The sequence below is a fragment of the Rhodobacteraceae bacterium IMCC1335 genome, assembly GCA_039640495.1.
Taxonomy (GTDB): Bacteria; Pseudomonadota; Alphaproteobacteria; order Rhodobacterales; family Rhodobacteraceae; genus Thalassovivens.
In genome coordinates this window covers 2190583-2203844 of record CP046864.1, presented here as the reverse complement: position 1 = coordinate 2203844, position 13262 = coordinate 2190583, and the positions used below count along the sequence as shown (strand labels likewise).

General features: G+C 50.1%; 9 protein-coding genes. 8 read left to right on the top strand and 1 reads right to left on the bottom strand.

From position 1 onward, the window contains the following. The first annotated feature begins 2 nt into the window (after positions 1–2). The 8 genes from GN241_10440 (at position 3) to hflX (ending at position 10753) form a co-directional block, all read left to right on the top strand. Positions 3–1076 carry a PAS domain-containing sensor histidine kinase gene (locus GN241_10440; protein ID XAT59253.1) on the top strand — a complete coding sequence of 358 codons (1074 nt, stop codon included), beginning with the start codon at positions 3–5 and terminating at the stop codon, positions 1074–1076. Positions 1077–1079: 3 nt separating this feature from the next. Beyond that, positions 1080–2453 carry a response regulator gene (locus GN241_10435; GenBank protein ID XAT57741.1) on the top strand — a complete coding sequence of 458 codons (1374 nt, stop codon included), beginning with the start codon at positions 1080–1082 and terminating at the stop codon, positions 2451–2453. A gap of 81 nt (positions 2454–2534) precedes the next feature. After that, positions 2535–4772 carry a HAMP domain-containing protein gene (locus tag GN241_10430; GenBank protein ID XAT59252.1) on the top strand — a complete coding sequence of 746 codons (2238 nt, stop codon included), beginning with the start codon at positions 2535–2537 and terminating at the stop codon, positions 4770–4772. A 1-nt stretch (position 4773) separates the two neighbouring features. Beyond that, positions 4774–6147, top strand: coding sequence for a response regulator (locus tag GN241_10425; protein XAT57740.1), 1374 nt, complete (start codon positions 4774–4776; stop codon positions 6145–6147). Between the two features lie 93 nt (positions 6148–6240). Beyond that, the gene (gene trkA, locus GN241_10420) at positions 6241–7617 is read left to right on the top strand and encodes a Trk system potassium transporter TrkA (GenBank protein ID XAT57739.1); all 1377 of its coding nucleotides are present in this window, start codon (positions 6241–6243) and stop codon (positions 7615–7617) included. A gap of 3 nt (positions 7618–7620) precedes the next feature. Next, positions 7621–9132 carry a TrkH family potassium uptake protein gene (locus tag GN241_10415; protein ID XAT57738.1) on the top strand — a complete coding sequence of 504 codons (1512 nt, stop codon included), beginning with the start codon at positions 7621–7623 and terminating at the stop codon, positions 9130–9132. A 110-nt stretch (positions 9133–9242) separates the two neighbouring features. After that, positions 9243–9482 (top strand): RNA chaperone Hfq, encoded by a 240-nt coding sequence (gene hfq / locus GN241_10410; protein ID XAT57737.1) that lies wholly within the window; start codon positions 9243–9245, stop codon positions 9480–9482. Then, the gene (hflX, locus tag GN241_10405; GenBank protein XAT59251.1) at positions 9482–10753 is read left to right on the top strand and encodes a GTPase HflX; all 1272 of its coding nucleotides are present in this window, start codon (positions 9482–9484) and stop codon (positions 10751–10753) included. The genes hfq and hflX overlap by 1 nt, the downstream gene beginning before the upstream one ends. A gap of 23 nt (positions 10754–10776) precedes the next feature. Here hflX and GN241_10400 read toward each other — a convergent pair whose 3' ends face one another. Next, complete coding sequence (locus tag GN241_10400) at positions 10777–13257, bottom strand: penicillin acylase family protein (GenBank protein ID XAT57736.1); 2481 nt, start codon at positions 13255–13257, stop codon at positions 10777–10779. Positions 13258–13262: the final 5 nt, after the last annotated feature.

Here is a 13262-nt window from a genome sequence, read left to right as displayed (position 1 = left end):
ATATGCCGATGGGCGCGATCTGGTCATCCATACCAGTGCCGGTTTTGGTGATTGGTGAAAAAGATATCATAAGCCAGATTAACCCCGCCGCAGAGGGTTTTTTGAATATGTCTGAGCGGGCGTTGGTGGGGACTTCACTGTGGCGCTGTATTTCGATAAACACGCAGGTTTCTGAAAGCTTCGAGCGCGCCCGAAACAATTTAACACCTTTATTTGTGAATGATGTTTCGGTTGAGATGGGTCCTAAATCAACGGTTTTGTGCAATTTGAAGTTCACGCCTTTGCTGGGCATGGCGGGGTTTATGCTATTGCTGATCGAGCCGCGGAATTTGGCCGGCCGGTTGACGCAAACGCAAAGCGGTAAATCGGCGGCAAAATCTGCTATTGGAATGGCAGAAATGCTGGCGCATGAAATCAAAAACCCATTGGCTGGTATTATGGGCGCAGCCCAATTGCTTTCGATGAGCTTGCCGCCGAAAGATTTAGAGTTGACGGATTTAGTGGTGGCTGAAACACGCCGTATTTTAAAGTTACTTGAACAGGTTGAGCAATTCGGAAACCTGAAGCTCGTTCAGAAATCTGCGGTGAATATCCATGATATATTAGACCGGGTGCGCCGATCTTCGCAATTGGGATTTGGCGCGCATATGACCTATATCGAGGAATATGACCCGTCATTGCCCGCGGCCTATGGGGATGCGGATCAATTGCTACAAGTGGTTTTGAACCTGGTGAAAAACGCCTCTGAAGCCGCCTCGCCATCGGGGGGGAAAATTCGCCTCAAAACCTATTATGAACATTCTTTTCGGATGCGCCGTTCAGATGGCTCGGGGCAAAATCTACCGCTGCAAATTGAAATCTGTGACGATGGGCCAGGCTTGCCCAGCGATATCAGGTCGGATGTTTTTGATCCTTTTGTGTCGGGGCGCGAGAATGGCACAGGGCTAGGCTTGGCCTTGGCCAGCAAAATAATTTCAGATCATGATGGATGGTTATCGGTGGATTCTGTGCCGGGCAAAACGGTGTTTCGCATTTCTTTGCCATTGGTGCCACGCGAAGAGAGAGTGAAAGGATAAATTATGGACGGAACAGTACTGGTTGCAGATGATGACAGAACCATTCGCACCGTTCTCACCCAAGCGCTGACGCGGGCAGGCTGCCGCGTCCATGCGACGTCCAGCTTAACGACGTTGATGCGCTGGGTTGGTGAGGGCAAAGGCGATGCGGTGATAACCGATGTGATGATGCCAGATGGCAACGGTTTGGAGATGCTGCCAAAGATTTCCTTGGATCGCCCCGAGCTGCCGGTGATCGTCATATCAGCGCAAAACACCATTATGACGGCGATCCAAGCCGCAGAAGCAGAAGCTTTTGATTATCTTCCAAAACCGTTTGATCTGCCCGACTTGATGAAACGTTGTGCCCGTGCGCTTGAGCAGAAACAGCCCGTGGCCTCTAAGCCGCAGGTCGTGGTCACGCCAGATGTGGAAGAGGATGGGTTGCCCCTCGTGGGCAAAACGCCGGCAATGCAGGGTCTTTACCGCCTTGTTGCGCGGGTGATGAATTCTGATCTGCCGGTGCTTATTTCCGGAGAATCTGGAACGGGAAAAACGCTTATTGCAAAAGTGCTGCACGATTATTCAGATCGGCGAAATCTGCCTTTTGTGGTGGTGAATGAAACAGATTTGGTTGCTTTAGACGGGCCGGCGAAGATCCTTGCGCGGGCCAAGGGCGGCACAATCTTATTTGAGGAAATCACCGATATAAATGAAGAAGGTCAGGGCCGGATTGTGAGAATGATTGACAATCCGGGCGAATTTTCGCCACGGTTTATCGCCACTATGCAAGGGGAGGTGAGCGGTGAGGTTGATCCAAAAATGGTGCGCAGCGATCTTTATTATCGCTTGGGGGGCGCCACGATCCATGCGCCTGCCTTGCGTGAGCGTGTGGATGACATCCAGCTTCTCAGTGCCTTTTTTCTGGCCCGCGCAGAACGCGATGGTGGTCTTCAACGCATCGTTACCAAAGAAGCAGAACAATTGTTTCGAAATTATAGCTGGCCGGGAAATGTTCGACAGCTTGAGAATGTTTTAAAGCGGCTTTCGCTCACTGCGCGCGCTTCGGAAATCACGCTGACCGAGGTAGAACAAGTTCTTGGAAGCCAGCCGGCGATGAACTCCGCGCTGCAAAAAGGCTCGTCGGATCGCTTATCCGCGGATGTTGAGCGCCATCTCAGGCGGTATTTTGATTTGCACGGTAATGTTTTACCGCCGCCCGGCCTGCATGCTCGAATTTTGAAAGAGCTTGAACAACCATTAATTTCCATTGCCTTAGAGGCGACCGGGGGAAACCAAGCCAAATGCGCTGATCTTTTGGGGATAAACCGCAACACTTTGCGCAAGAAGATCAATGAGCTTGACATTAAGGTCACACGTCGACGAAAACTGATGTAAAGAAGTCACAGTGATCGGCTGATATGCGGCAGCGCAAAATGTTTAAACATCGGAATCGAGACTAGCATGAGCGTGCGCGCGATGCGGCTTCGGTGGGTTGATCTTGTAAGACTTAGGCGTTCGCGGCGGCTGGTAGGTTTTATAAATCTGGCTCTTGTTTGTTTGGGACCAGCGCTCGCCGCGTTGACTTATGTCACCTTAGGCCCTTTGGATGCTGGATCGGGCTCAACGCTTCTGCGTTTGGTTTTGTTTTCAAATTTTATCTACGTGATGTTGATCGTTGCACTGGTGTTGCAGCGCGTTTTGCGCATTATCGCGCAAAGGCGGCAGAAATCCTCGGGCTCGCGCTTGCATTTGCGGCTCACAGGAGTGTTCAGCATTATGGCGCTTTTACCGACGATTACGGTTGCAGCCTTCGCGCTTTTATCAATTAATATGGGATTTGAGGCGTGGTTTTCAGACCGTGTTCAGCGCGTCATCGGCGCGTCATTATCGGCGGCAGATTCTTATCAGAAAGATCAAAGACGCGCGCTTGCAGAAGATGCAGAAGCGCTGGCCGAAGCTTTGGAAATTTACCGGCGCGCCCGCGGTGTGATTGACTTGCAAAACTTTCGAGTCTTTTTGAGCGATGAACAAGTCAATATACAACGGGGTTTGAGAGAAGCCTTTGTGATCAATGGAACGGGTGATTTGATTCTGCGCGGAAACCGGTCTTATTTGTTTGATTATGAACCCCCGTCCGCGCAAGATTTTACAGCTGCCTTAACCGAGGTTTTGCTGATTGAAGATGTGCCAAATAACGAATTAAGGGCTTTGATATACCTGTCAGGTTTTGCGGATTATTACCTGTTGGTATCGCGCGATATTGACGGAAACTTATACGGTTTGCTTGATGAAACCCGCGAAACCGCCATGCTCTATCAGCAGCTGGAAAGCGAACGTGGCTACGAATTGTTTCAGTTTGGTTTGATTTATTTGGCGTTTGCGGTGCTGTTAATCGTTTCATCAATCCTATTGGCCTTGCTCTTTGCCGAACGGCTGTCAAGGCCGATCGGCCGTCTCGCGGGGGCGGCACAGGCGGTTGGAGAGGGAAATCTTGACACCCAAGTTATCGAGGAAGAGGGCGATGATGAGCTTTCATCGCTGTCGCGTTATTTCAACCAGATGACGCGGCAATTGAAACAGCAACGCGACCGTTTGCTTGAGAATACGCAACAAATAGAACGACGCGGACGCGTGTTTGACAGCGTTTTATCTTCGGTTACATCGGGTGTTTTTGGGCTTGACCCTAAGGGAATGATCACATTTGCAAACCCCTCTGCCGAAAGGCTTTTGGGGAAAAACAAAACCGGTAACGCGTCGCAGTTGAGCCTAGCAGTGCCAGAATTTGCGCCTTTGCTTGAGCGGCTGCAAAACAGCCGGTCAGATAATGTACAAGAAGAGGTTAAAATTCTCCGGCTTGGGCGTTTGGAAAGCTTTTTGGTACGCCTTGCGCCGCGCCGGCGCGAAGATGGGCGGCTTGAGGGCTATGTGGTGGCCTTTGATGATGTAACAGATCTGGTGTCGGCCCAAAGATCTGCGGCATGGGGGGATGTGGCGCGGCGCATTGCGCATGAAATCAAAAATCCGTTAACGCCTATCCAGCTCTCTGCAGAACGCATTCAACGAAAATTTGCGCCACAACTTGGCGCTGAGAGAGGCAAACTTGAGCAAATGACGGATGTGATTATCCGACAGACCAATGATTTGCGTCGCATTGTGGATGAGTTTTCTAAATTTGCCAGAATGCCGAAATTGGTGAAGAAATCTGAAAATTTAAATGAAGTTTTGGTTGCGGCCGTCACGTTGCAGGAATCTGGACAGCCGGATGTGAGGTTTCAATTAACGATGCCCGATGAAGATATTTGGGTAGAAATTGATGCGACGATGTTGTCTCAAGCGTTTACCAATTTACTCAAAAATGCTGGAGAGGCGATTGAGGCTGGCTGGCGGTCGGGCTTAGGCACTGATAGGCAGGGCGAGATACGGGTTGAAATGCAAGCCGGGCAATCGGGCTTAACCATTGCAATTTCTGATAATGGGATCGGGTTGCCGCAGGATCGGAGTAAATTGTTCGAGCCCTACGTGACAACGCGTGAAAACGGAACAGGTTTGGGGTTGGCAATCGTAAAGAAAATCATCCAAGAACATGGTGGAACTTTAAGTTTGTTGGATGCCGCGCCCTTTTCAAACGGCAGTCATCCGGGGGCAAAGATTTTGATCGACTTATCCAATAGTGATCAAACATTGATGGATTCAGAGCAAAAGGAACCAAATTAGCATGGGCGATATTTTAATCGTTGATGATGAGCGCGATATTCGTGAACTGATTTCAGATATTTTACAAGATGAAGGATTTGAAACCCGCATCGCAGGAACAGCTGAAGACTGTATGAAAGAAGTAGACGCCGCGCCACCCGGCTTGTTGATCTTAGATCTTTGGTTGAAAGATCGTGATCTTGACGGGATTGATATCCTAAAAAAGGTGAAGAAGAATTATCCCCATGTGCCCGTTGTGATTATTTCTGGGCATGGCAATATCGAAATCGCGGTCGCCGCGATCAAACAGGGCGCGTATGATTTCATTGAGAAACCTTTCAATATTAACCAGCTTTTGGTTGTTATTCGGCGCGCGATGGAAGCATCCCAACTGCGGCGTGAAAATTTAGAATTGCGCTCTAAAGAGGAACCAGCCAGCGATATGATTGGACAAAGCTCAGGGTTCAAGACGCTTTTGTCAAACTTGGATAAGGTCACCAAATCAAATGCGCGGGTGCTGTTAACGGGGGCTTCTGGCTCAGGCAAAGAGGTTGCGGCGCGCTATATCCATGCCCATTCTGATCGCGCGCATGGCCCCTTCATTATTGTGAATTCTGCGTCCATTGCGCCCGATCAGATGGAAAATCTACTGTTTGGAAGCGAATCCACGAAACCTCAAGAAGGCGAGGGTTTATTTGCACAAGCAAATGGTGGATCGATCTATTTTGATGAAATCGCAGACATGCATTTAGAGACGCAATCCAAAATCTTGCGGGTCTTGGTGGACCAACAATTTCAACGGCCAGGCTCGCATGATCTGGTCAAGCTAGAAATGCGTGTGATTTCTTCAACCAGCCGTGATCTGCCGGCTGCAATTGAACAAAAAAGGTTTCGCGAAGAGCTGTATCATCGGTTGAATGTGGTCCCTATCTCTGTGCCCGCGCTTAGCGAAAGGCGCGAAGACATTCCGCTTTTGGCAAAATTTTTTCTTGAGCAATTTCATCAAATTCAAGCTTATCCGCAAAGAACATTAAGCGATCAGGCAGCCGCGATGTTACAAGCGATGGAGTGGCCTGGTAATATTCGTGAATTGAAAAACCTGCTCGAACGCATTTTGATTTTAAGCGAGGGCCAAGGTGAAATCACTTCTGATGATTTGCCAACTGACACGGCGTCACAGGCGGCCGGGGCCAATGGGCCGGTCTTGCAGGGTTTGGCATCTTTGCCTTTGCGCGACGCGCGCGAGGCTTTTGAACGCGAATATTTGATGGTTCAAATTGAACGTTTTGGAGGCAATATCAGCAAGACAGCCCAGTTTGTTGGGATGGAGCGCAGCGCATTGCATCGCAAATTAAAGTCGCTCTCGATCGTCTCTGGCGTAAAACAGCTGGATTGAACCGGTTAGGGGTTCGAGATATGGTGTAGATCGAAACCGTTTCGGTGGCGGGTTTGCGCACTCAAATACTGTTCCCAATAGAAGGGAAAACAAATGAAGATTATTATTTGTGGTGCTGGCCAAGTTGGCTGGCAAATCGCGCGCCACTTATCGGGCGAGCGCAATGATGTAACGGTCGTTGACAGCAATCCTGATTTGGTTAGACGCGCTATGGATACGCTTGACGTGCAGGGCGTATCAGGCTTTGCTTCTTATCCCGATGTTTTGGAAAAAGCCGGTGCCAAAGATGCTGAAATGATCATTGCGGCGACCCATTCGGATGAGGTGAACATGGTCACCTGTCAAGTGGCACATTCAGTGTTTGATATTCCCCGAAAAATAGCCCGGTTGCGCAGCAAATCTTATTTAGATGCCATTTATTCGGATCTTTATCGCCGTGATCATATGCCGATTGATGTGGTGATCAGCCCGGAACGCGAAGTTGCAGATGCGGCGCTGAAACGGCTTTCGGCCCTTGCTGCGTTTGACACCGAATTATTTCTGGATAAGCAGGCTCAATTGCTGGGCCTGCGGCTTGAGGAAAATTGTCCGGTGCTGAACACGCCCTTGCGTCAGCTTAATGATCTTTTTTCAACGCTAAGAGTGATCGTAATCGGGGTTCGCCGCCAAACTGCCTTGTTCGCCCCCGAGGCGGGGGATCAATTATTTGCTGGGGATGAAATTTACGTGATTTGCCACGTTGAAGATACGGTGCGCACGATGGAAGTGTTTGGAAAATCGCAAGGTAAGCAAGATCGGGTTGTGCTTGTAGGGGGCGGCAATGTCGGGCTGTCAATTGCCAAATCCTTAGAATCTCGGACCCAACGCGTGCGCAGCAAGATCATTGAAAAAGACAGAAATATTGCTGAACATGCCGCCAATGAGCTTGAAAAAACCATTGTCTTGAATGGTGATGGGCTCAATTCCGCGTTGCTTGCAGAGGCCAATATTGGAAAAAGCGATGTCATCTTGGCGGTGACAGATGATGATAAAACCAATATGTTGGCGGCAGTTCGGGCAAAAATGTCGGGGTGCCCGCGATCGATTGTTTTAATCAATGATCCGTCCTTGGTGCCGCTTATGGCGCCTTTGGGGATTGATGCGTTTATCAATCCGCGCGCAACCACCGTAAGTTCGATTCTACGGCATATCCGCCACGGGCGGGTGCGTGGTGTTTATTCAATTGGTGATGCAGAGGCCGAAATTATTGAAGCCAAGGTGCTGTCAACTTCACCGATTGCGGGGCAGAAGATTTCCGATATCGACTTTCCCGAAGGTGTTTTGGTTGGGGGGGTGCTAAAATCGGGTGTAATGATTAAGCCCGTGGGGACAACCCGTATTGAAGAGGGCGATGTCGTCGCTTTGTTTTCTCTGGCCAAGGATATCACTGAAGTCGAGCGTCTGTTGCAAGTTTCCATAGATTTTTTCTAACCGATGCAGCGTCACTTTTTATATTTGCCCTTCGCGCTGCAAATATTTGGCGTGATGGCGATTTCGATGATTGTGCCAAGCCTATATGCTTTGGTAACAGAGCAGTTTTTCGAGGCCCGTATGTTTTTCTACACAGGGCTTTTGGGCGTTACGTTCCTAGCGCTTATCGGGCTTGCGCGTTCAAATCAAACCTCGCGTGAAACGGCGCTTGACCAAATGTTATCATTGGCATTGATCTTCGTTTTTTTGCCCGTGTTTTTAGCCATTCCAGAGTATTCTGTTATTCGCACAACGTCGTTTTTAAATGCCTATCTCGATATGGTAAGCGCCTTAACCACAACTGGGTTCGAGGTGTTTCCTGCGGGGCGCTTGTCCGATGCTTTACATTTATGGCGTGCGCTCGTGGGCTGGATGGGGGGGGCTTTAATTTGGGTAGCTGCGGTGGCAATTTTAGCACCGCTGAACCTGGGTGGGTTTGAGCTAACCGGGCAACACGCGAACGCACGGCGTCAAGCGAATTTTATATCTACTTCTGAAAGAAAATTGTTTTTAATGCGCAGCGTGCAAACTTTGATGCCACTTTATATTGGCTTGACTGCGGTATTATGGCTGGGTTTCATTCTGTCTGGTGCATCTGGATATAACGGCTTTATCTTTGCGCTATCCGTTCTGTCGACAAGCGGAATAACGGCCTATCAGGGGGTTGCAGGCCTGTCTTCGGGAATTTGGGCAGAGGTTTTGATCGTTTTGTTCTTTACGTTGGCCTTGAGCAGAGTTCTTTGGGCCCCTGAAAAAACAACGGGCTTTGCCAAGGGGCTCTTGAGAGATGTCGAATTGCGCCTGGCCATTTGGATCACCATTTTGCTCAGCTGCGTTCTCTTCATTAAGCAAGTTGCTTCATCGGCCGCGCCTCTGGCAGAATATGGGCCAGAGGGTTTGCTGGCTTTGATATGGGGCAATCTATTCACTATTTTATCTTTTTTAAGCACGACGGGCTGGTCGAGCCAATATTGGCAACCCATTGCGCCTTTGAGCAACGCGGGAATCCCAGGGTTTTTATTTTTGGGCTTAGGCCTGATTGGTGGCGGTATCGCAACCACTGCCGGCGGCGTAAAGCTGCTTCGGTTTTATATTCTGTATTTAAACGCTTTGCGCGAGGTCGGTCGTTTGGTGCATCCTTCCTCGGTCGGAAAAACAAAAAGCCAAAACCAGCATGATCTCGGGCAGGGGGCGTTTGCGGCCTGGATTTTCTTTATGCTATTTGGTCTCAGTTTGGCCGGGATCACGCTGTTGCTAGCGGCGTCTGGGCTTAGTTTTGAGACGGCTTTGGCTTTATGCGTCAGCGCGATCAGCACCACTGGGCCCGCTTTAATGATGGTCATAGACGGCCCTTTTGATATGATTGCATTATCCGGTCTGGCGAAGGCGATATTGTGCCTCGCGATGGTTTTGGGGCGGCTTGAAATACTGGTCATTTTGGCGCTTTTGCGCCCTGAAATTTGGTTGCGCCAATAAGTTGCATCGCCGTGCTCTTTGAATTATGAGTCGAGTGTAAAGAAAAAGCTGTCGGCGCGGCTTTTACACCCTGCATATTCAAGGCGCTGCAAAAATAAAAAGGTAATACAATGGCCTCTGACCGTCAAAATCTTCAAGATGCATTCTTAAATCACGTTCGCAAAACGAAAATTCCAGTGACAGTGTTTTTAATCAATGGGGTGAAGCTTCAAGGTGTGATCACTTGGTTCGATAATTTTTGTATCTTGCTTCGCCGAGACGGGCAGTCACAGCTTGTGTATAAACATGCAATTTCCACGATCATGCCGTCTCAATCGATTTCGCTTTATGAAGGTGAAGATCAAAATTGATAGAGCATGAGGGCAGGGTTACGCGCGCCTGGGTGCTGCATCCTGAACTTAAAACCGTGTCGGGCCGCCGCGATCCTGTGGCAGCCTTGGCTGAGGCCACGTCTCTGGCACGGGCGTTGCCCGAGCTTGATATTGTTGGGGCAACAATTATTGGGTTGAAGAAGCTGCTTCCGGCTACGCTTTTTGGTTCGGGAAAATTAGCAGAATTAAAAGAGGTTTTTGAAGGGCATAATGTCGAACTGGTGCTACTAGACGGCCATGTCACCCCTGTTCAACAACGCAATTTGGAAAAACAATGGGACGTAAAGCTTCTGGATCGCACGGCGCTTATTCTGGAAATCTTTTCAGACCGTGCTTCAACGCGCGAAGGCGTGTTGCAAGTGGAAATGGCAGCATTGGGGTATCAACGAACCCGGTTGGTTCGCGCCTGGACGCATTTGGAGCGGCAGCGCGGTGGTCTGGGTTTCGTGGGTGGCCCAGGTGAGACGCAGATTGAGGCAGATAGGCGCGCGATTGATGATCAATTGCTGCGACTGCGCCGGCAATTGGATAAGGTTGTAAAGACCCGTGCGCTGCATCGGGCCGCGCGGGCCAAGGTGCCGTTTCCGATTGTGGCTTTGATCGGATATACAAATGCGGGTAAATCAACCCTTTTCAACCGCCTGACGGGCGCGCAGGTGATGGCAAAAGATATGTTGTTCGCAACGCTTGACCCCACGATGCGCAATTTAACGCTGGAAACGGGGCATCGCGTCATTCTATCCGATACGGTTGGATTTATCTCAGACTTGCCCACGGAATTGGTGGCGGCGTTTCGCGCAACATTGGAAGAGGTATTAAGCGCTGATATCATTATCCACGTTCGTGACATTGCGCATGCCTCAAGCGAGGAGCAAGCGACAGATGTGGAGCGTACGCTTGAAAAGCTGGGTGTGTCTTCACAGGTTCCGCTTCTAGAAGTCTGGAATAAAATTGACGAGTTAGAGGAAGAGGCCCGCGCCTCGGTGTTGCTAAGGGCTGAGCGGCAGGAAAATGTGATTGCGATTTCGGCGCTGACTGGTGTGGGATTACAGGGTTTGCAAACGCACATTTCAACCCAGCTAAACGTGTCCCGCTATGTGATGGATGTGAGCTTATCGCATGCCGAGGGGCGGCGCAGGGCGTGGCTGTATAAAGAAGGCGTTATCTTAAAGGAAGAAACCAACGAGACCGGTTCGGTCTTTGAAGTGGAATGGGATGACGCGCAGCGCCAGCAATTTGACGCTCTGTAAGCGCGATATCATACAGGCTTGGATTAATTTGGACGAATATGGGTGATGCCTATGGCACCAGCCCGCGCCAAATCCAGATCAAGTGACATTGGAATATAGTCCTGATTGCGCCATAAGGCGCTGAAATTATCATAATATTGCGATAAAAAATGTCCTGATTGGCCAGTACTTGTAATGAACACGGAACTGTTCGGGTCGGCTAAATCATAAACGCCCCGATAGGTGGCCGCGTGTACGTTGTGAAAAGGATGGGGCGGGCGCCCCGAAGTTTTGCCCCGTTGCAACGTGTGATCGCCGCCACTGGTGGGTTGAATAATGTTCAAAAAATACCCAATCAAAGGGATATGTCCTAAAGTCGGATGCAGATGCTGCGCGCGATGCGCCATGCCCCATTCTAGTCTGCTTGGGTCCCGCCCGTAATGCTCTTGCAGCCAGATTAACGCGTCTTCCAATGCCATTTTGGCCATGTCTTCGCAGGTTTCGATCGGTTGTGTTTGTACGATGTCGCACCAATGGCTGGCACCATCAATATCGCGAAATACCCGTTCGATGAAAAGCGGTTCTAGCGCTTGAAACGCCTCGCTTAGATCTCCCAATTCATCTTGAATAAGGCGGCTTTGAAGCGCGCGCATCCAGGCCGCATAGATCAAGGGTTGCGGATCATGTTGGTTCATATCGCCGTTCCAAGTGGCCAATAAATCCAATGCGTCTTTTTTGCGTTGTTCCAAACTGCCATTTGGAGCTGATTGCCCAGTATACCACAAATCACTGGCAATGAGGGGGAGCAGGGTTTGCGCCGCAAAGCTGACACTGTCGGATTGGGCTTCGATAAAGCTGTCTTTGGTGTGAATTTCGCGGGCTTGCATGAGACGCTTCCAGCGTTGGATGCGTTGGCTGTCACCCCAACTAAAGGAGATATGGTTGGGGAAGGCCGCCGCGGTTACTTTGTTATTTGTATTTCCCAAAATACCTTCCTCGGGAGTTTTGTTTTCTGGGTTTTGTGCATAGCTTAAAACCCCGCGCCATTGATTTTCAGATAAATGCCCCAAGCTGGGCATACGGCCCTGCGTTTGATGGGCTGTATTGCGCCGCGGCAAAGCCCCAACCGTTTTTTGGACAATACGCGTTTGATCCACCATTATTATGTTTTCTGAAGGTGTGATTTGCGGTTCCAAGGCGGCCAGAGCTTGGTCGATATTTTGGGCCTGCATCAGCTCAAATTTTGCGCTGAATGTTTTGTCTTTTGCGTTAAAACCGGTCCAAGCCAGCGCGGGTACAAATCCTTTTGGCGTGACCGAAGCAAGATCTAGCTGGGTTTGGCTGAAAACAGGCCCATGGGTTGTTGCGCGTAATGTCATGGTGACGGGTTTTTGATCTTTAATGTTAATGATTGATGCGCGCGTTGAAAAACGCCGAAAGCCCGTTGGGGTTTTGTAATAATCGGAACGCGCCGGATCGAGCTGCTCCATGTAAATATCCTGATCATCCGCGAATGAGGCCGTTATTGCCCATCCCAAGCGGTCACTGCGCCCAGTTAAAATCAGCGGTATACCGGGTATGCTGCCTCCGATAACACCGCCGCTTTGCAGCTCTAAATGGGCCAAATACCACTGCCCGGGAACGGAGAGTGCGCCATGTGGGTCATTCGCCAGCAACGTGCCTTGGTTTGCAGAGCGGCTTGGGGCGGCTGCAAACGCGTTTGAGGCCCCTGCAAAGCCGCGTTTTGGCAGGACCCAATCCGAAATCGCCGTCCAACCTTGCGCGCGCTCTGCGGGGCGCTGCTTTGTTGGCAAAAAAGGAGGGGTAAAAAGAGAAGAATAACTGCGCGGCTTTGCGTTGATGTGAAAGGGCGTGTCTGGCAGGATTTCTTCAACATGGTCACTGTCTTCCAAGATTAAGGAAACCTGCGCTCTGAGAATTTCTTCTTTCAAATGACCGCTCTGCTGAAAGCCGATCAGCTTTAAAAGGGCCAAGCTGTCCGTGGGTTGCCATGCGGCAAACGGACTATCAAACAGGAACATCTCAGGCGCACCTCGGCCAAGCGCAGCGCGGTTGATATGCTCGATTCGCGCATTTACGCCCGCAGCATAAGCTGAAAGAGCAGCTTGCGCTTGCGCTGTCTGATATTGCAGCGAGTCAGCGGCATAGCTGTAAAGGTCTAACCGGCGCATCAGTTTGTCGCTTTCAAGGGATCCTGCGCCGAAAACCTCCGACAGGCGCCCTTGGGCGGTGCGCCGTAGCATCGCCATTTGCCAAAGTCTGTCTTGTGCATGCACAAATCCCAATGCAAAGAAGATGTCATGATCGCTTTCGGCCTTGATATGCGGCACATTCGCGGTGTCTCGGATGATTTCAATAGATCCTTGGGCCCCAGAAAATTGCAAATTTTGCGCGTAGTTGGGCAGAGATTGTGCGGCCAAATAATAAATCAAAGCACCGGCGCACAGGATCGTGATCAGGACGAGTACTGTTAGCCGAACCATCCAGCGAAATACCATTGCCATCCAAA

Excerpts from the sequence above, each read along its gene's own strand:
- trkA (XAT57739.1), top strand. The coding sequence starts at position 6,241 with ATGAAGATTATTATTTGTGGTGCTGGCCAAGTTGGCTGGCAAATCGCG.
- hfq (XAT57737.1), top strand. The coding sequence starts at position 9,243 with ATGGCCTCTGACCGTCAAAATCTTCAAGATGCATTCTTAAATCACGTT.
- GN241_10430 (XAT59252.1), top strand. The coding sequence starts at position 2,535 with ATGCGGCTTCGGTGGGTTGATCTTGTAAGACTTAGGCGTTCGCGGCGG.
- GN241_10435 (XAT57741.1), top strand. The coding sequence starts at position 1,080 with ATGGACGGAACAGTACTGGTTGCAGATGATGACAGAACCATTCGCACC.
- GN241_10440 (XAT59253.1), top strand. The coding sequence starts at position 3 with ATGCCGATGGGCGCGATCTGGTCATCCATACCAGTGCCGGTTTTGGTG.
- GN241_10425 (XAT57740.1), top strand. The coding sequence starts at position 4,774 with ATGGGCGATATTTTAATCGTTGATGATGAGCGCGATATTCGTGAACTG.
- GN241_10400 (XAT57736.1), bottom strand. The coding sequence starts at position 13,257 with ATGGCAATGGTATTTCGCTGGATGGTTCGGCTAACAGTACTCGTCCTG.
- GN241_10415 (XAT57738.1), top strand. The coding sequence starts at position 7,621 with ATGCAGCGTCACTTTTTATATTTGCCCTTCGCGCTGCAAATATTTGGC.